This window comes from Gorillibacterium terrae (genome assembly GCF_051594785.1).
Taxonomy (GTDB): domain Bacteria; phylum Bacillota; class Bacilli; order Paenibacillales; family NBRC-103111; genus Gorillibacterium.
In genome coordinates this window covers 489,751-508,753 of sequence record NZ_JBPPGI010000002.1, presented here as the reverse complement: position 1 = coordinate 508,753, position 19,003 = coordinate 489,751, and the positions used below count along the sequence as shown (strand labels likewise).

Annotated in this window: 16 protein-coding genes; 1 reads left to right on the top strand and 15 read right to left on the bottom strand. The window is 59.1% G+C overall.

What is annotated here, in order from left to right:
* Window positions 1-117 precede the first annotated feature (117 nt).
* Window positions 118-2,892 carry a calcium-translocating P-type ATPase, SERCA-type gene (locus ACSEXS_RS12385; protein WP_438433534.1) on the bottom strand — a complete coding sequence of 925 codons (2,775 nt, stop codon included), beginning with the start codon at window positions 2,890-2,892 and terminating at the stop codon, window positions 118-120.
* Between the two features lie 241 nt (window positions 2,893-3,133).
* On the opposite strand from ACSEXS_RS12385, the gene ACSEXS_RS12380 reads away from it, so the two are divergent.
* The gene (locus tag ACSEXS_RS12380; RefSeq protein WP_438433592.1) at window positions 3,134-4,963 is read left to right on the top strand and encodes an Rqc2 family fibronectin-binding protein; all 1,830 of its coding nucleotides are present in this window, start codon (window positions 3,134-3,136) and stop codon (window positions 4,961-4,963) included.
* Window positions 4,964-4,982: 19 nt separating this feature from the next.
* On the opposite strand, the gene mtnK is transcribed toward ACSEXS_RS12380, so the two are convergent.
* The 14 genes from mtnK to ACSEXS_RS12310 form a co-directional block, all read right to left on the bottom strand.
* Window positions 4,983-6,218, bottom strand: coding sequence for an S-methyl-5-thioribose kinase (mtnK, locus tag ACSEXS_RS12375; protein WP_438433533.1), 1,236 nt, complete (start codon window positions 6,216-6,218; stop codon window positions 4,983-4,985).
* Window positions 6,215-7,471: a polysaccharide pyruvyl transferase family protein gene (locus ACSEXS_RS12370; RefSeq protein WP_438433532.1), complete on the bottom strand. Its 1,257-nt coding sequence runs from the start codon at window positions 7,469-7,471 to the stop codon at window positions 6,215-6,217. Before ACSEXS_RS12370 ends, mtnK begins: the two co-directional genes overlap by 4 nt.
* A gap of 38 nt (window positions 7,472-7,509) precedes the next feature.
* Complete coding sequence (locus ACSEXS_RS12365) at window positions 7,510-9,204, bottom strand: B12-binding domain-containing radical SAM protein (protein WP_438433531.1); 1,695 nt, start codon at window positions 9,202-9,204, stop codon at window positions 7,510-7,512.
* 24 nt (window positions 9,205-9,228) lie between these two features.
* Window positions 9,229-10,260, bottom strand: coding sequence for a nucleoside hydrolase (locus ACSEXS_RS12360; RefSeq protein WP_438433530.1), 1,032 nt, complete (start codon window positions 10,258-10,260; stop codon window positions 9,229-9,231).
* Complete coding sequence (locus tag ACSEXS_RS12355) at window positions 10,257-11,510, bottom strand: DUF6365 family protein (protein WP_438433529.1); 1,254 nt, start codon at window positions 11,508-11,510, stop codon at window positions 10,257-10,259. Before ACSEXS_RS12355 ends, ACSEXS_RS12360 begins: the two co-directional genes overlap by 4 nt.
* Window positions 11,507-12,415 carry a radical SAM protein gene (locus ACSEXS_RS12350; RefSeq protein WP_438433528.1) on the bottom strand — a complete coding sequence of 303 codons (909 nt, stop codon included), beginning with the start codon at window positions 12,413-12,415 and terminating at the stop codon, window positions 11,507-11,509. Before ACSEXS_RS12350 ends, ACSEXS_RS12355 begins: the two co-directional genes overlap by 4 nt.
* Window positions 12,416-12,476: 61 nt before the next feature.
* Window positions 12,477-13,313, bottom strand: coding sequence for a sugar phosphate nucleotidyltransferase (locus tag ACSEXS_RS12345; RefSeq protein WP_438433527.1), 837 nt, complete (start codon window positions 13,311-13,313; stop codon window positions 12,477-12,479).
* 20 nt (window positions 13,314-13,333) lie between these two features.
* Window positions 13,334-14,212: a hypothetical protein gene (locus ACSEXS_RS12340; RefSeq protein ID WP_438433526.1), complete on the bottom strand. Its 879-nt coding sequence runs from the start codon at window positions 14,210-14,212 to the stop codon at window positions 13,334-13,336.
* 6 nt (window positions 14,213-14,218) lie between these two features.
* A complete protein-coding gene (locus ACSEXS_RS12335) occupies window positions 14,219-15,448 on the bottom strand; it encodes a DUF6365 family protein (protein WP_438433525.1) in 1,230 nt (409 codons plus the stop codon).
* A 76-nt stretch (window positions 15,449-15,524) separates the two neighbouring features.
* On the bottom strand, window positions 15,525-16,160 hold the full coding sequence (locus ACSEXS_RS12330; protein ID WP_438433524.1) for a hypothetical protein: 636 nt from the start codon (window positions 16,158-16,160) through the stop codon (window positions 15,525-15,527).
* 2 nt (window positions 16,161-16,162) lie between these two features.
* Window positions 16,163-16,444 carry a hypothetical protein gene (locus ACSEXS_RS12325; RefSeq protein WP_438433523.1) on the bottom strand — a complete coding sequence of 94 codons (282 nt, stop codon included), beginning with the start codon at window positions 16,442-16,444 and terminating at the stop codon, window positions 16,163-16,165.
* A gap of 65 nt (window positions 16,445-16,509) precedes the next feature.
* Window positions 16,510-17,256 carry an ABC transporter permease gene (locus tag ACSEXS_RS12320; protein WP_438433522.1) on the bottom strand — a complete coding sequence of 249 codons (747 nt, stop codon included), beginning with the start codon at window positions 17,254-17,256 and terminating at the stop codon, window positions 16,510-16,512.
* Window positions 17,253-18,161 carry an ABC transporter ATP-binding protein gene (locus tag ACSEXS_RS12315; RefSeq protein ID WP_438433521.1) on the bottom strand — a complete coding sequence of 303 codons (909 nt, stop codon included), beginning with the start codon at window positions 18,159-18,161 and terminating at the stop codon, window positions 17,253-17,255. The genes ACSEXS_RS12320 and ACSEXS_RS12315 overlap by 4 nt, the downstream gene beginning before the upstream one ends.
* Window positions 18,158-18,958, bottom strand: a complete 801-nt coding sequence (locus ACSEXS_RS12310) for a MerR family transcriptional regulator (RefSeq protein WP_438433520.1) — start codon at window positions 18,956-18,958, stop codon at window positions 18,158-18,160. Before ACSEXS_RS12310 ends, ACSEXS_RS12315 begins: the two co-directional genes overlap by 4 nt.
* Between the last annotated feature and the right edge of the window lie 45 nt (window positions 18,959-19,003).

Here is a 19,003-nt window from a genome sequence, read left to right as displayed (position 1 = left end):
TTTTTACGATATTCTAACGGAAAACGGACAGAATGCAAGCGAATCTGCACCCTGTCCGTCCAATTTGATCGTTTTCGGGCAGCCGCACCCATGCGGTGGGCATCCCCCTTACGCGGGTCAGCTCCGTTTGCCGCCGGTTACCCCGAAGGCGAGCGGCCGCCGCTTCGGTTTGGAGAAGACGCTGCCGAAGCCCATCAGGAAGGTGGGAATGGCGGCGGCGATCAGCACGAGCAGCCACTCGCCGACGGACAGGCTGACCGTCTTGAAGATCGGCTGCATGGCCGGCAGGTAGAGCACGCCCAGCATCAGCAGGACGGACGACAGGACCGCGCCGACCAGGTACTTGTTCTGCAAAGGGTTGCGGTGGAAGATCGAGCGCGAGCTGCGGCAGTCGAACACGTGGATCAGCTGCGCCATGACCAGCGTGGCGAAGGCCACGGATTGCGCCCGGACGAGCTGCGCCGGGTCGCCCGGGTTCGGCAAGAGCGACAGCCAGAAGGCGGCCAGCGTGCAGAGGCCGATCAGCGCGCCGCGGCTGATGATCTTCCAGCCGAGCCGGCGGGCGAAGATGTTCTCCCTCGCGGGACGCGGCTTGTGCTGCATGAGGTCCTTCTCCGCCTGATCGACGCCGAGCGCCATCGCCGGCAGGCCGTCCGTGACGAGATTGACCCACAGGATCTGAATCGGCAGCAACGGCAGCGGCAGCCCGAGCATCATGGCGAAGAACATGGTCAGAATTTCGCCGACGTTGGAAGCCAGCAGATAGCGGATGAACTTGCGGATGTTCTCGTAAATGCCCCGCCCTTCCTCGATGGCCGCCACGATGGTGGCGAAGTTGTCGTCGGCAAGGACCAGGGCGGACGCCTCCTTGGCCACGTCCGTTCCGTTCATGCCCATCGAGATGCCGATGTCGGCGGCCTTGATCGCGGGAGCGTCGTTGACGCCGTCTCCGGTCATCGCCACCGTATGGCCCTTGCGCTGAAGCGACTTGACGATGCGGAGCTTGTGCTCCGGCGAGACGCGGGCATAGACGTAGATGTTGTCCACCTTGCCGTCGAGCTGCTCGTCGGTCAGCGATTCGAGCTGAATGCCGTTCAGCGTGATACCGCCGGCCGGAATCATCCCGAGCTGGCGGGCGATCGCTTCCGCCGTTGCCTGGTGGTCGCCGGTGATCATCACCGTCTTGATGCCGGCTTTGCGGCAGGCGGCGATGGCGTCCCGCACCTCCTTGCGGGGCGGGTCGATCATGCCCGACAGGCCGATGAAGACGAGTCCGCTTTCCGCGTCCTCCTCGGAATCGCAGCGCTCCGCGGTCTTCACCTCGCGGTAAGCGAGCGCCAGCACGCGCAGGGCGGAATGGGCCATCCCCTCGTTCGCCGCCGCGATCTTCTGCCGCAGGGTCCCGGTCAGGGGGAGGATTTTGTTGTCCCATAGAATGTAGGAGCACTGATCCATCAGCACGTCGGGAGCGCCCTTGGCAAGCACCAGGCGCCCTCCCTGATGCTCGACCACCACGGACATCCGTTTGCGGGTGGAGTCGAACGGGAACTCGCTTAAGCGTCGATACAGGCCGTCCTGCGACGCGGCCGTCACCCCGACCTTCGCCCCCAGCACGGCGAGGGCGCCTTCCGTCGGATCGCCCTGGATCGTCCAGACGGGCTTCGCCGCCTCCTTGTCCTTCTTGCCCTTCGTCTCCGGCTCCTCCTGGCGCAGGCTGGCGTTGTTGCACAGCACCGCCGCCTGGATAAACCGGCGGAGCGTTTGGTCCTTGCGGATGTCGACAGGCTGGCCGTCCGCCAGGATTTCCCCGTAGGGCGAGTATCCCTCGCCCGTCACCTCCATCAAGCGTCCTCCCGCCCACAGGTGGGTGACGGTCATCTTGTTCTGGGTGAGGGTGCCGGTCTTATCCGAGCAGATCACCGACGCGCAGCCGAGCGTCTCCACGGACGGCAGCTTGCGGACGATGGCGTTGCGCTTGATCATCCGCTGCACGCCGAGCGCGAGCGCAATCGTGACGATGGCGGGCAGGCCTTCCGGTATGGCGGCCACGGCGAGGCTGACTCCGGCCAGGAACATCGTATAAGCGGGCTGGCCGTGCAGTATGCCCGCAAGAACCACCGCTACCGTAAGCCCGATGGAGAGCAGGATCAGAATCTTACCGAGCTGCTCCAGCCGATGCTGCAGCGGTGTCTCCATCTCGTCGGTGCCTTGGATGAGGCTGGCGATCTTGCCCATCTCCGTCTCCATGCCGGTGCGGACGACGAGACCCTTGCCTGTCCCGCGTGTGATCATCGTTCCCATAAACCCCAGGTTGCGCTGGTCGCCGGGGGGAAGCTCCAGGGAATCGAGCGGCAGTGCATGCTTGGACACCGGAACCGATTCGCCGGTGAGCGCCGATTCCTCGGCGTAAATTCCGTTCGTCTCCAGAAAGCGGATATCGGCCGGAACCCGGTCACCGCTATCCAAGAGGACAATGTCGCCGGGAACGAGCTCCCTCGCCGGCACCGACAGCGTCGCCCCGTCCCGAAGCACCCGGGCATGGGGAGCGGACAGCTCCTTCAGCGCCTTCAGCGACCGCTCCGCCCGGAACTCCTGGAAGAAGCCGAGCACCCCGTTGATGACGATAATCGCAATGATCGTGATCGCATCCAGGTATTCGCCGAGCAGCCCCGAGATCAGGGTCGCTCCCATGAGCACCAGCACCATGAAATCCTTGAATTGGTTGAGAAAGATCACCCAGGGCGAAATGCCTTTGCCTTCGGCGAGCGCATTCGCCCCGAAAACCCCGGTCCGCCGCTCCGCTTCCCCTGCCGCAAGCCCGCCTGCCGGATCGGTTCCCTGCTCCCGGAGCGCCTCCTCCGCCGTCAGGTTGTACCACTTTTTCTCACTCACTCGCATTCCCTCCCTCGCGTTTGCTCCTGCCCGGTTGCCCTCCCATGGACAGACTCTCTCTATTTGTATTCAGACAAGCGTGCGCTTAGCACCGCCTCGGGCTAGTGGACCGGTCAAAAGGCACGGGCAAAAAGCGTTTAAACCGTTCGCGCACTTAAAATTTCCGGCCACTTATGGCATGATAGAGAAAGCAACCCGGGTCGGCTCCCAGCAGGAGCCGGCAGAAATGGAGAGAACCCCCATGGCACTAGACGGACTTGTCGTACGAGCGATCGTCCATGAATTGCAGCAACTGGTAGGCGGCCGGGTGAGCAAAATTCACCAGCCGACCCCTCACGATATCATCCTGCAGCTGCGGGCCGCTTCCGGCAACGCGCGGCTGCTATTGTCCGCAAACCTGACCTATCCCCGCGTCCAGTTGACGGACCGGCAGCTTCCGAACCCGACCGAGCCGCCGATGTTCTGCATGCTGCTGCGCAAGCACTGCGAAGGCGGCGTGATCGAGGCGGTCGAGCAGACCGGCGCCGAGCGGGTCATCCGCATCCGCATCCGCCAGCGCGACGAGCTGGGAGACATCAGCTCCAAGCTGATATTGATCGAGATCATGGGCCGCCACAGCAACATCATCCTGCTCGATCCGCGGACGAACACGATCATGGACGGGATTCACCACGTCACCCCGGCACTCAGCAGCTACCGGGTGGTCATGCCGGGCGTCGCCTATACGCCGCCCCCCGAGCAGGACAAGCGCAACCCTTGGGAGACGGACAAGGAGGCGTTCCTAAGAGCGATGCAACAGGAAGCCGCAGCGGCGCAGGCCGGCAGCGACGGAGCGGAAAGCGTCGAACCGGCTTCCCTGAAGGCCGCCGATTGGGAGAGGGCGCTGGTCGCCCGCTTCAGCGGCATGAGCCCGCTTGCGGCGCGGGAAATCGTCTACCGTGCGCTCCAATCCGCGACGGAGCAAGCGACATCGGGCGACGCCGGTGCAGCTCTCGCCGCCCTCCGTCCCGAGACGCTTTGGCCGGCTTTCGACGGGGTGATGGAGGAGCTGCGCGCGAACCGCTACCGGCCTGCCATCGTGCGGGTGGAGCCCTCGGGCAAGCTCGCCTTCTCGGTGATCGCCCTCACCCATCTGCAGGGCGAGACAGAGCCTTTCTCCTCCGTGAGCGCTTGCCTCGACCGCTTCTACAGCGAGAAGGCCGAGCGGGATACGGTCAAGCAACGGACCTCCGATCTGTCCCGCCTGCTCACCAACGAGAAGCACAAGAACGAGAAGAAGCTGGATAAGCTGGAGGAAACCCTGGAGGAGGCCAAGGAGGCGGATCAGCTCCGGGTGACCGGCGAGCTGCTGACGAGCGCCCTGCATCTGATTCGCAAGGGGGATTCCCGTGTCGAGGTCGTCAACTATTACGACCCCGAGCAAAAGCCGCTCGTCATCGCCCTCGACCCGCTGCTCACGCCGTCCGAGAACAGCCAGCGCTATTTCAAAAAATACGCCAAGGCGAAGAACAGCCTGGCCGTCGTCGAGGAACAGCTGCGGCTGACCCGCGAGGAGATCGTCTACCTCGACAACCTGTTGGCCCAGCTCTCGGTCGCCAGCCTGGCCGATATCGAAGAGATCCGCGAGGAGCTGATCGAGCAGGGCTACCTGCGCGACCGGCGCAAGGCGGTCAAGAAGAAAAAGAAAGACCGGCCCGCCCTCAGCTGCTACACGTCCAGCGAAGGGGTTCCGATCTATGTGGGCAAGAACAACCTGCAAAACGAATACTTGACCAACCGGCTGGCCAAACCGGGCGACACCTGGCTTCACACGAAAGACATCCCCGGCTCGCATGTGGTTATCCGCAGCGACTCGTTCGGCGAAGATACCCTCCTGGAAGCGGCCCAGCTCGCGGCTTACTTCAGCCAGGCGCGGGGCTCCAGCTCCGTGCCGGTGGATTACACGCTGATCCGCCACGTTCGCAAGCCGAACGGCTCGAAGCCCGGCTTCGTCATCTACGACCGGCAGAAGACGCTGTTCGCCACTCCGGACGAAGCGCTTGTCTCCGGCCTGAAGAGCGTGCAGGCCTGACGCTTAGGTTCTCTCTCGTTCAGGAAGCGGCCAGCTGCACGGCAGCGCTCGCTTCCTGAACGATTTTTATTAGGTCCTCGAAGCTTTCCAGCGTCCGGCATTCCCGAATCAGCCTACGGCCGACGGACAATGCGAGCAGCTCGATGCGAGCCCGCTCCTCCCCGTTCGCGGCGGCTTCGAATTCGGGCACATGCGCCAGGCCGATAACCCGGCGCAAGATCTCGCACCCGGCAAAGCCTGCCGTCTCTTGAACGACCTCGCGCAGATACTGCCCGATAAACAGACCCGGTTCCAGAATCCGGGTTCGAACTCCGCAAGCGAACAATTCCCCTATCCTTTGTTCAAAGCTGGACCACAATTCCCGCAGAAACTCGATGGGATAATTCCTCGGCCTGTCCGCGAAACTCTCTCCGTTCCGAGCTTCCGCCGGGTCTTTTTGCTCCCAATAGCAAGCATGGATAAGCAAGTTGGCGGCCAGCACTCCCAGATCGAAGCCGATCGGCCCGTAAAAGGCAAATTCGCTGTCGAACACCTTGCAGCCATCCGCCGCGGCAAAGATGGAGCCCGTATGCAAATCGCCGTGCAGAAGCGCTTCCGGCTTGTTCATGAACCGAAACCGAAGCCAGTCGATCTCCGCGAGCAGCCCGGCATCCTTCCATATAGACTCCACGCTGGGGCGAATCGGTGCGTGGATATCGTTGGAAGCGGCATCGTAATAGGGGTCGGTGAAGACCAGCCTTTCGGTGAGATCGCAGAGCTCCGGGTTGAGAAATTCGGCGACGCGCGCTTTCTTGGCCTTCGCGTCCATCCCGAAGTCGGAGGTAAAGTAGAGCGCATTGGCCAAGTAGCTCCCCAGCTGTCCGGGCAGCCGCGGATAGATTCTTCCCTGCATCAAGCCATGCCGCACCACCTCCATGCTTCCGCAGTCCTCCATGATAAACAGAGCGCGTTCGCCGTCCCGGTGGTACAAAGCCGGGATATACGAGCCGTTATGCTTCGCTTGCAGCGCCATGGCCTCGTATTCCAGCCGGTTCCGGTCAAGGGTAAGAGGCCAGCTTTCTCCGGAGATTTTGAGGTAGGGCAAGGCCTGTTTGACAATCACCGATCGGTCTCCCCGGAGATTGGATACGCGGTACACCAGATTCACATTGCCGTCGCCGATTTCGGCCGCCGTCAAATTCTCGTCCGGATGAAACAGCGTCGTATTCGCCTTCACCCAGGCGCACAGCTCGTCTACAGCCCCGTTCCGCTTCAAGCTCCCTCACCCCTTGTCTGCAAAATAGACGGCCCGTCCTCCGCCTCCTGTCCGGAATTCTCCGAGAGTCCCAGCGCCTCCCACATGTCGTCGAAATGCCGGTCCACTTCATTCCGCGCCCTCGCTCCGATTCGCGCCCATTCGGCTTTGCGATCGCAAGCGCCTTCGATCCTTCTCCTGATCTCGTTAGCCAGCCTGCGCTCTCCGGGGATATCCAGGAAGCTGCGCGTTTCCGGCGGCTCGCAAACGCCGATTATCGGAGACAGGTAGAAATCGTCCAGCCCGTAGTGGACGGCGAGATCCCTCAGCTTGCTGCTCATGGTCCGATTGGACAGATAGCAATCCAGAATAAGCGTGGGGACGCCTTGGGCGATTCCGGCAATCAGGCCATGGTAACGAACCGTCAAGTAGACCTCCGCCATTCCGATCAGGCACCACAAGTCCTCCGGCGACAACGGCTCGTCGATCCAGACCCGGTTGGCCACAAGCTTGGCCAACTGGGCGCATGCGGTCCGGTCGCCATAGATCTGGCCGAACGGAACGATGACGACCGGGCATCCGGGATTCGCTTCCGTCCACGCATGGATCGCTTCCGACAGGGCGTCCAGGAAGGCGTCCAGCGGTGGCTTCAGCAGCTCCGGTCCGACCGAGACGGCGATAAACCGCTTGTTTGCCGGGAGACCGTACCGTTCCCGCAGCGAGTCTTGAATCCGCCCGGAATCGGGTACGGCATAGCCCAGGACGGCATCGGGAACCAACCGGACGCTTTCCGCCGGACAGCCGGCCGAGAGCAGCAATCGCCGGGTGGTGTCGGAGCGAACGCTGACGTAGCTCAGCCGTTCGGCGGCCGTCCTCACCTTGGCGTACCACGCGGAGAGGCCCGGATCGTGGGTCGGCGTATACTGACTGCCCATGGCGCTCCAGGCCGCCTTCGGCAAGCGTCCGGCATCCCCGTTCCGGAAGATCAGCAGGAACGGCTCAAAATCCCGGATCGGAATCAGCAGGCCGCCGCCTCCGATAATGAGGGCGTCATAGCCCTGAAGCGTCTCGAAAATGGCTTTATCCCGATAGGAAAAATAGCGCATGTCCGCTTCGTCCTCCACAGGTTGAGAAGACAGCAAATATGGGCGGACGGAATACAGATCGACGGCGCAATCCGGATTTCGCTTAAGTAGCAGCTGCTTCGTCGCTAAGGCGATGAGCCGGTCGCCGGTGTTTTGATAACCGAAAGCCCCCAAGACGGCCACCTTCACCGCAATTCCCCCTCTCCTTCGCTAGGGTCAGGTTTTCGTCAACGGGCCAGCAGAGCGGTATAGAACTGCGCCGCCTGGGCGAATTCCTTGTTCTGCAAGCGGTTGAGCGTATCCAGCTTCTTTCGGTCGCTTTTCAGGATGTCTTCGAACGTCCGCCCGTCGAGCTCGTTGAACCCGTACAGCCGGGAGTTCGAGGTCATGATGTTGCTCGCCGAATTTTTAAAGTATTTGAGGTTCTGCTCCAGCAGTTGCTCGTAGGTCGTGCGCTTCTTCAGCAGCTCGATCCGGTACTTTTCCGGATGACGGCCAATCAGGCTGTTGGGCACCACGAAAAATTCGTTGATCCAGAAATAGTTGATGTACGCCTTGTTCTCTACGATGAATCGGCAGGTTTCGGCGAAATCCTCGTCGTACTCGTGCGGCAAGCCCACGATGACTTCAATATCGGCCCAGATGCCAATCTCGTGGCACCACTTCAGCACGCGCCGCGCGTGGTCGAGATCGATCCTCTTGTTGATGAGCCGGATGATTTTGTCGCTCCCGCTCTCAAAGCCGAACGTCAGCTTGACGCAGCCGGCTTCTTTCATTAAGGCCAGTCGCTCATACGTCAAATGGTTGAACCGGGCGCAATCCGACCAATGGATGCGGATGTTGTTCTTGATGATCTTCCGGCAGAATTCATCCACGAATTTGGCCGAGAAATTAAAGGCGTTGTTCAAAAAGTAAAAATACTCGGTATGGTACTTCTCCTTCAGCTCACAGATGTCCTGAATGACCCGATCCGGGTCCCCGCCGATCACGCTTCCCCGGTCGTAATCGCTCTGGGTGCAAAACGCGCAGCTGAACGGACAATTGTAATTGAAGATATACGGAAGAATCAGCTTCGGCTCGACCTCGCTGCCCCGCTCCCGGTTGTATTGATTGATCATTTGTCCGGGGCTGCCCTCATAGGTATCCGGCCATTTGTAGAAGTAGATCAGGTTCTCGTCCGTTTGGTCCTTCTTCATGTACCGCTCGTAATGGCGCATCGTAAGGCCGGTCCAATCGGGCTTGACGACTTGGGGCTTGTACTCGGGATTGGCGGCGATGGCCCCGTCCTGCAACGACATCAAGCCAGGCGTCTTCCGAATTTCCTCAAGCTCGGCTCCTTCGTTCCACTGCCGAATCACCTGATAGATGGTCTCTTCCCCGGCGCCCTTGATCACATAGTCGAATTCGCTCAGCACGGTGAGCCACAGCTTCTCGAACACATCCCGAAAAATGTACATGAACGAAATGTTGTTGCCGCCGATAAAGACGGGCCGCTTGTAGGTTTTTTTGAGGTATTTGGCCAAGAGAAAACCGAACTGAATCTGCAAAAAGGAGAAGTCCGCCCCGATGGACACGCCAAAAAACCGGTACTGGTCCAGGTGCTGGCCGGAGATCAGGTCCAGAATGACCTCTTCGATCTCCCTGTCCATCCCGAATTGCAGGTAATGCTCGAACCGGGATTGGCTGTAGATACATTCCAGCCTGCTGCGGTCGGAGCCGGCGAAGACCTCGGAGAGATTGACATTCAAGTCCGACATTCCTACGGAAACCCCTCTGTCTTGAAGGTATCCGCTGATGACGCCAAGTCCCAGGCTGAGCTGGAGCCGGTTCACCTTGTCGGGGTACGATAAGCTGCTTTCGGAAGGCGACATGAACAGGCAGATCGAATCGGTCATCGCTTCGGGATCACGCTCCTCTTGCATAGTGTGGGCTTCGTGTACTTTGCTTCACGGCAGGCTGGTCAGCAGCGTTTTTAGCGCCGTGGTCATCGCAGCCCGGTAAGCGCCCAGATCCCGGACGGCGAAGAGATAGCGCTCTTTGCCCGGTTCAGACTCCCCGTCTCCGGCTTCGCGCCATTCCACGCGGCCCCGGGCGTCGCATTCCGCCTCGATGCGGCGGAATTCAAACACGCCTCGACCGGACTCGCGGGAAAGCTCCGCCAGGGTTCCGTCCGGCAGCACCGTCTTGCCCGCCGCATGCAGAATGGCGGCGGTCGACCACATCGGACGCTCCATACCGAGGAGCTTGTCCTGCGTTTCCCGGCTGATCGGCTTCTTTAGATAGCCCAGCCAGTCGCCGTTCTCCGTTCTCGTCAGGGCGAATGCCAAATAGCGCTGCACCCGTTCGGAGAGGGCAGGCAGAAGCTCGCTCTGGTCAAAGCGGTAATAGGAACCATAGGCTTCGGTTTGGCCGCTGGGAGGCACGCTCTCGTGCGAGGGAGCCCAAAAGATCGGGCACTCCGCCCGGAACAGCTCCTGGAACGCCGCGGGATCGAGCGCGGCATTGTACTCGATTCCGCTCGCCCGGTTGCTTGTTCCGCCGTTCACGTAGATCGCCCGGCATTTCTCCCGGAACAAGTCGGGGAACAACCGGGCGGCCATGGCCACGTCCCGGCTCGATCCGACCACCTGGATCGTAAGCTTGTCCCCGGCCTGCTCCAGCAGCCTCCGGATGAACTGCACGCCGGAGAAGCGGGATGTGTGGTCCCGATAATAGGAGTCGGTCACCCGGCTGAACCTCAGCTCGCTGCCGACGGTGACGGGGACGGATAATCCGCTGATCTCGTTCATCTGCGCGACGGCGAAGAGCGACGGCGCTCCGTGACTCAAGCTGATTTTCGGAGGGTGATCGATCAGCACCCCCGCGAGCTGGACGCCGCCTGCATAGGCAAGCGCATATTGACAGGCCAAGTCCCAGTGATCGTCGGGGTCCAGCGGAGGCTGATAGAGATCGGTCTGATGCAGCACCTCTAGGGTCATCGGCTCGTCCCTCCCGAGGCCGCGCACAGCTGGTCGAGAATCTCGCCCGGAGCGGGAAGGGCGGCGAGCAGCCGGCGGTAGTCCTCCGCTTTTCCCCGGATGCCGTCCCGCACCGCCTCCTGCTCCAGAATAGAAGCGATTCGCCGCCGGACGCCCTCTTCGTCGAAGATTTCCTCCTCTGCGAGAAGCTCCAGATAGGGATTGCCCTCGAGGGTCGGCTCCAGATACGAATGCCAGCCGACGGGAAACATCCGATAGGGGTAGCAGCGATCCATCCCGGTCAGAATGTCTTTCATTCCGTCCGTCAGCGAAAACCCGGGGGTTAGCGGAGGATCGCCGACGAAGCTCAGCGAATTCTTCAGCAGGAGGCAAGGCACCCCGGAAATCGCCAGCTTGGCGAGCGAGGTGGAGGTCGCGTTGCGTGTAATCAGCAAATCGCTGGCGAGTGCGTACTGCTCAAACCGGTCGGGCATGACCCGATCCAGATACAGGACATGGGGCAGGTCTTGGGCAAAGTCCGGCTGCCCGCCGCCGACGCAGATCAACAGACCGTTTTGGGCGGCAAACTGCAGGATACGGTGAAACGCGCGGTTCGTCTGCCGCACGAAGGTCTCCACATGCGGATAAGCCTTGTAGGTCTCCTGCCACATGGCCGAGGTCACCAGGGTGATCGGCTTGTCCAGGGGCAGCCCGAGCCTAGCGCGAAGCTCGTTCTTGGTTCGGTCGCTCGAATCGAGCGGCTTGCCGATCAGCGGATACGGGTACTGGTTCTTGCCTCTCGGCCGAATGGGATTCACGATCGGACAGGGGAGCAGCTGAAACCCGTAAGGCTCGATGTCCACATCGGATATCCGGGCAGCCCGGAAGCCGTAGGTGTCCATGGCCCGCTTGCGGCAGGTCCAATCAAAATTGTCGAAGGTGCCGAGCCGTCCGGAGAAAATCGCCAAATCCCCGTACGACAGCCCGTAATGCTCTTCGCAAAAATGAAAGTTGAGAAAATCCGAAAGCAGGACAAAATCGGGTTTATAGCGGCTTTCATAGTCCTGCAGCAGGATTCGATTGATTCCGCCCGCTCCGCGCAGGAGAGCCGTGAAGGCGAAGCCTTGCTCCGACACGGTCTTCCCGTGGGTCGACGGAACAAAGAAATACGGTTGAAATCCCTCCTCCCGAATGGCCCGGGCAAACTCCAGCGCGATCAGCAGCTCTCCGTAGGACCAGTAGCTTGTCACGATAAACGCCACATTCCTCATGGGGCGACCTGCGCCGCCATCGCTTTAAATTCCCGGTCCCCGTACATTTGGAGGTATTCCTTGTAGACGCCGCCGCACTTCTGAACCTGATCGCACGCCTGACAGCAAGCGGCGGTGCTCCGTTCCTGCGTACGCATAAATTGATCGTAGTTGTCCAGGATGGTGGTTCGGAACAACAGCTTGAACTGGTTATCCTCCCAATCGATCATGTACCGGCGGTAATCGTCTAAGACGCAATACGGGAAGCCTTCCAGGGTGCAGACCACACCGCGCCGGGTTACGGCATCGACCGCCTCTTTGACCTTATCCATCATCTCTTCGTACCGAGGGGTCACCGCATGAAAATTCTGGTAGGCTTTGCCCGTGGGATGCAAGGCGGAAATATTGATATGCCGCACGCCGAGGTCCATGGCAAGGGTCACGATTTCGGTCAAATCGCCCAGATTCTGCTTCGTGACGACCGTATTGGTTCGAACGGCCTTCCCCAATTCCAGCACATGGCGGATCCCCTCGACCGCTTCGCGGAAGCTGCCTTCGACGGCGGTAAAATAATCCTGTTGAGCCGCGTCTTTGCCATGGAGCGAGACCACAAACAAGTCGACGCCCAGCTCCGCGATCGTTTGCGCGTATTCCTTGTCCGCCAACAGCCGGGCGTTGGTTTGCAAGGAGACAAACGGATAGTCAAACTCCCGGATGTGCTCCAAGATCCCGTTCAGCTCGGGAAGAACGGTCGGCTCGCCCCCATGCAGGTTGACCGATTCGTAGCCTTTGCCGGCATTGTCCTTCAGAAAGTTGTAGATGACGCGCTGATTGACCTTTTCCTTCGAGGTGCGGCTGGAGTTGACCACGCAGAAGATACAGGAATTGTTGCAGCGGTCGGTTAGATGAATGCTTAAGCTTTTCATTCGGCTTGCTCCTCTCCCTTGCCAGGTTCGCCGTTCCCGCGCAGACCGTCGCTCTGCGTGTTCACCGGTCGGATATCCGCACTTTTCGTTCCTCATGCTCCTGTTCGAATTTCCGCTTCAAAAAAACGAACTTCTCAATGTCGCCGAGATCGCAGCAGAAGCCGGTTCGAAAGTATCGGCCATAAACCCGGAGCCCCTTGTCGATCGCCAAATTGAAGACATCGCTGAGAATGGCTTCGCCCTGTCCGATCCGGTTCGTTCGGTAGGTCTCGACATAGTCGTGCAGCAGCTCGGTAAAAGCCGGTCCCCAGATCACGATATTCCACGTGTTGAATAGACAAGGATTCTTCGGCTTATCAAAAATCCGGTAGACTTCCCCCGTCTTCTCGTCCATATCGACCGGGGCCAAGCTGGACGGGGTATCGGTCGGGTAGACGCCGAGAGTCAGGTCCGCTCCCTTCTCCCGATGCGTCTTCAAGAGCAGGGCGAAGCTCTCTTCCGGCTGAACGATGGTATCGGGCATGCCCAGCAGAACGGTGGACTGGCGAATCCAGGAATACGCGAGGTTCAGGGCGATCGGCATTCCGTATAAGTCGGAATCGGATTGCTGGCAGACATAAGCCAGGCTTGCTCCGTACTCGCTACCGTCCCCGTAGAATTTCAACAATTCGCTCTTGTGCTCATTCGTGATCAGAATCAGCTTGCGGGCGCCTGCATTCAGCATGTTGCCCATGACGTATTCCCCGAGAACCTTGGGAACGGTGATCTCTCGGCCATGCTTCATGCACGTCCGGTAGCCGACGACGGTCAGCTCCTTTTCGCCCCGAAACGGCCTCATCCGCATGCCTGCACCCGCCGACGGGATCAATCCGATCAAGCTATGGTCGTCCGCTTCCATCTGCTCCGCCTCCATTCCGCTTATGAATGCTTCTGCCCCTCCAATGCAATGCTCCGCTTGATGCGAATATTCCGCTGATCCTGAACGGCCAGATAGTCCTCCTCCATGGTTCCCGCCAGGATGGACCAGCTGTCCAGCTCGATGATCAACTCGCCCGAGTAATAGGAGCTTCCGTCCCTTGCAGCCTGAATCATCTCATCCAGCATCCGAACCTTCGAACCGTCGCAACGGTAGTGAAATAAAGCGCAAAATAAGCCGTTATACAGCGTGTATCCCCGGAATGTGACGTCAAATGGGCCGTTCTTAAAGAGCGACTGCTCCGAGTAAAGCCCCATTCCGAGGTTAAATTCCGCTCCGGAGAGCTTCTCCAAAGCGGTCGGTTTATGGAGCAGCTCCCTATCCAGCCTCAAGCTGGTCAGGGCGGATGTGAAAATCTCGAATGAAATGATGTCATAGACTTGCATGAGAAATAAATACACGCTGGGCAGCTTGGGCAGCTCGGCGAACAGGCGCTGAAAACCGGCCATCTGGTGTTTTACCTTAAGCCAAAGCTCCCGGTTGGCCCGGATTTCCGCATCCTGGTCGTTATAGCCGATCAGGTAGAACGGCAGCAAGATGTTCTCCGCGAAGGTCCAATGGATCGGCTCCGGCTTCTGGCTGGAGGAGAACTGCACGGCTTGGAAAGCAAACTGATTGAGCGCATAGGCTCCGGTCATCGCTTCCATGGTTTCCCTCGTGTATTCCGCCTCCAACTTCTGCCATTTAAAAATGGCTCCTTTGCTGTTCAAAAAGTTATTTTTCATGGTGATGCGGTAGGCTTGGGTTTCGCCCGGTTGCAGGTTAAGAACCGGCCTGTGCTCCCGGTCGTACCATTCCTTGATCCCGATTTCCAGAGCCACGAGACTTCACCCCGATTTCTCCCGAATTTTCTCCATGATTATCTGAGGTGTATCCAACGCGGCGGTTTGCCGGACATAGTTACGTTGGCGGAGCTTCAGTTCTTGAATGTTCTCCTCTTCGAACAAATAGGAACGCATGAGACGAACCGCTTCATCCGGCTTAAACAGCGGCACCTCGACATAGGTATCCGTATAGCTGTTATCGCGGAGCACGCTCTTCAAGAGCTGAAACCAGCCGAAAAAGCCCGCCCGGAAAGGGTAAGCCTCCTTCACCTCGGAAGCCATGGCGGCGTACCAGTCCGGCATTTGCGCGAGCCGGCCCTCCAGCTTCGCGAAATCGATGTGCTTGAGGTTCTGGAACAGCAGACAAGGCACCGATCCGAAGATCGCCTTTGACAGGGTCACCGAAACGGCGTTGATGGTAAGGAAGAGATCGGAGGACAACAGCAAAGCGTCAAATTCGGAAGGAGCCAATTGGTCGAAATGGCGGTATCTCAGCTGCGGGTTGTCGATCAGCTCCCACGGCTTGGGGCCGACATGTACCAGCGTCAGCCGTTCGTTCACCTCCCGCATGTAATGCTGGAGCAGGAGCGGGACCCACTTCATCAGCATCAGCAAAAAGGGAGAATTGTGAAAGTTGATGCTTTCCCAAGAAGACGAAGCGAAGAAGACCACCTTTTCGTTCGGATGGAGCTCCAAGCGGCCGCGAACCGCTTCCTTATCCGCATCGCTTAAGCCCAAGCCGTCCCGGTACAAGCTGAAATAGAAGGTCCGGGGGGACGCTTCGCCGTTCTTGGGAAGATTGATCGGGCAATTGCGAACGACATACTGGCAATCCTCCAGCAAGGGAGGGAGCTTCTCGAATACCCCGCCGTAATAGTCCGGCGTATAATTCGTAGACAAATACTCGTATTCGTCGATGCCGATGAGGGGAATGCCGTATTCCCGAAGCGTCTTCATGCTGATCCCGGACCACGAGCGGGAATACTCCGTCGTAAAGACGTCGGACAGCAAAAAATAATCCGGCTGAAAAGCTTCCATCGCCTCCTTGAACCGGAGGCTGTTCGTCAGGGGACCGTCTTGAACATTCAGCAGATAATAACTTTCCCCGCGATCCTGGAGATACTGTTCGTATCTGCCCGGCACGAGGAATTTCACTTGATAGTCATCCTTGGGCAACCGGCTCCCGAATTCGTAGCCGATCGTGAGCTCGCCGGTCGAGATTTCACTCAGCACAATAATGAGAAGATGTACCAGCCGGACCGCCTCCTTTTCGGCAGAATGCGAGCTATGGAGAACTTCGGCCGCCCGCTCAAGAAGCTTTTACAAAAGACTCCTGGAGTTGTCTCACCCGGCTTGACGCTTCCGAATCGCGAAGGGCTTCGAACTTCTCCCGCAGGCTGCCAAACAGGGGGCCGATGAGACTCGCGAGCCCTGTGAGGGCTTTGGGCTCAAGCTGCTTCGCCTGTTCGACCGCCGCCCGGGCCGACTCCAGATCGCCCTGGGAGAGGTAGACTTCCGCCACCAGCAGATAGGGGGCGATGAAATAAGGCTCATAGACGCCGTTCCGCTGGGTTTCGATCATGTCCTCCAGCTCTTGAAGGATGGCGGTCAGGTCGCGGTAATGGCTCGGCAGCATGAGCAGAATTCGGATGCGGTACAAGCCCGCCAGCCAGTGATCGGGCTGCTCTTCCAGGATTTCTTCGAGCGCCACCAAAGCGGCTTCCACCTTCATCTTGCTCTCCAGAACATCGTTCGAGGTGTTGGCGGTCAGATTATAGAAGGCATAGGCCAGCTTGGTCTGGATATCCGAGTCGTTGTGCTCGTAAGCCTCCAACAAAGAGTCCCGGACCGCCTCGTTGTTCATCTTGGCAAACAGCGAGACCGTCCGGATCAGCTCGATATCCTCATTTCTGACCCGCGAATACGTTTCAACCTTACCGTTCATGGTCAGATATCGTCCTCTCCGGCTTCTTCCATCTCCAACACTTCGTCCAGGTCGGGCGTATACACCGCCGAGTCCGCCGAGAAATACTCCTCCAGGTTTTGCGGGTTCAGCTTATCCAGATCCTCTTTGCGCAAGGATTTGATCATCAGCTTCTGCACTTCCGTAAAGGAATAATCCGCGATGGCTCTGTCCGGGTCCTCGATCAATAAGCTCTTGAATTCCTCGTCCTCGATGGCTCTCGTGATAATGTCCTTGATGTCCGATGATGGCTTCTTCTCTTCCATAGCCGCAGCCTCCTCATTTGGTTTGATCTATGAAATCCCAGAATGGGTTCACGACCCGACGATCGTTACGATAATTGTTCCCGGTTCAGAGCCTTGGCCCGGATGACGAGCAGCACGAGAACGGCGGCGCCGATCGCGGCGAGGACAAGAAGAGCCGTCCGGTCGCTGTAATCCGTTGCTTCCCGATAAGCGAAGCCCAGGAAGGATTCGTTGGCTTGCGTGGCGGGCAGGATGCGCCCCAGCCAAATCAGTGCCTTCGGCAGCATCGAGGCCGGGAACATGATCCCGCTGATCAACAGAGAGGGGAGAAAGATAACCTGCGACAGCATCGTGGCGAACGCCTGATTGCGCGAAATGGTGCCGATGAGCAGCCCCAGGACGGTGCTGGTAAACAAGAACAGGGCGACGATGCCCAAGAACCACCCCTGGTTTACGGGAACGGAGGAATCAAACAGGTGAGGCGAAGTGAAGTAGATGATCAGCGAGACGAGGCTGACATGGAGAAAGGCGCTGACCGCATGGACGAACAGAACCGTTCCGTTGCCGATGCCGTTCACGACGAAGGCGCGCAGCATGCCGGATTCCCTCATCTTGACGATCGACCCCGGAATGCCCAGCACCGCTCCCATGGTCACGGCAAACACGATCATGGTAGCCGCCAGCGTCTCCTTGGAGGCTTCGTTGATCCGGCCGAACACCGCTCCCAGCATCAGATAGAAGATCAAGGGGATCACATAGTAATTGAGCAGCGTGCCCTTCTCCCGGATGTCCATCTTGAGTTGGATATAGAGATACCTCCCGAACAATTTCATGACGCTTGCCCCCTTTCCACCAGTTCCAGAAAGCTCTCTTCCAGCGACGGGCGCTCGACCCGCAGATCGAGCACCGAATCCCCGGTCTGCTTCAGGCGCTCCAGCAATTGACCCAGGATCTCGGTAGAATTCTCTCCGATCCAGATACCGTAATCGTCGACGGCATTGAACGCGGCCCCCTCCACTTCATAGCCCAACAGCTGGTTGCGCGAGGTGCGGATGGCAATCTTCGAGGCTTTGGCGCTCGCCGCCGTCACCTCCGCGGGAGTTCCGGTTACGGCCACCCTCCCCCGGATGATGATGCTGATCCGGTCGCACAACTTCTCCGCCTCCGCCATGTCGTGCGTGGCCAGCAGAATGGTCTTGTTCCGCTTCTTAAGATTCAGCATCTCTTCGTGCAGCTGGGCGCGCCCTTCGGCGTCGAGCCCGGCCGTCGGCTCATCCAGAATCACCACGCTCGGGTCGCTGACGAGGGCCAGCGCCAGATGCAACCGCCTCTTTTGGCCGGTGGACAGCTGGTGGTACCGTTTGGCGAGCAGCTTGGTCATGCCGAACTCCGCCAACAGGTCGAAGCGTTCCTTGACCCCGTGTCCGGCGCAGACCAGCTTCATCGCTTCGTCCACGCGGATATGATCCGGCAGGGAGGAAGACTGCAGTTGGACGCCCAGGAGCGACCGCAGCCGCTTGCGGTCTTTCTGCGGGTTGCAGCCGGCCACGGTGATACTGCCGCCGTCCGCCCGGCGCAGGCCCTCCAGGCATTCCAGCGTCGTGGTTTTGCCGGCGCCGTTCGGTCCCAAAAGTCCGTAGATTTCTCCCCGCTCGACCTCAAATTCGACTCCGCTCACGGCGGCGACGCTGCCATACGCCTTCACCAAGCCCCTAACCGAGATTTGCTTTTCGCTCATTGAGGGTTCTCCTGCCTTCTTGTGAGTTTTATGCCTTTCTTGCCCAGATACAGGTTCAGCGCGCTCATCAGAAAATTCGTGACCGCTTCCTTGAAATCTTCGACCTCGTCCGGCCAATTCTCCACGTCGAGTCCGGCCGACAGCAAGTGAGTAAGCATTTCGGGATCTCCCTCTGTAAATTCGGTGACCATCGACCACCACTGCTCCGCCAGACGCTGCCCTTCCTCGCTTTCCGGCAGCACGTTTTGGCGGTGGAGCTCCTTCAGCTTCTTGACGATCTCCTCGTTGGCCCGGGAGAATCGGGCTGTCGTATCCGGGTCCCGAAACTTCATCATGATCTCGGAAATCTGATCGTTGCCGAGGTAGTTCAAGATGAAGGTGCAGGAGTTGCCCTGGTTGATCAAGCTCATCATGGCGATCAGCCGGTTGATGTTGACTTCATAGCCGTTATCCATTTCCTCGATGGTCTTATCCATCATGCGGAGCGCGTTCTGCAAGCTGTTCATCTTCCCGAGCATGGCGATCTTCTGCTGCTCCAGAATCGTCTTCAGCTCGGTCCCGTAGTTCACCTTCAGCAGACGGTCCCGGATCTCTTCGAGCGGAAAACCAAAGGATTTGAAGAAAAGAATCTGCTGCAAGCGCAGCACGTCTTCGCTCGATAGGACCCGCCTTCCGCTTGGAGAGATCGCCGCATTGAGCAGCCCTTCCTTGTCGTAATACTGAATCGTTCGAATGGTAATCCCGAACTTGCGCGCCAATTCCCCGACGGAATACGTCCTCGGTTGAGATTCTTCCAAAACAACCACCTCTTATTTGCTGTGTGTCCAGTATATACCATTACG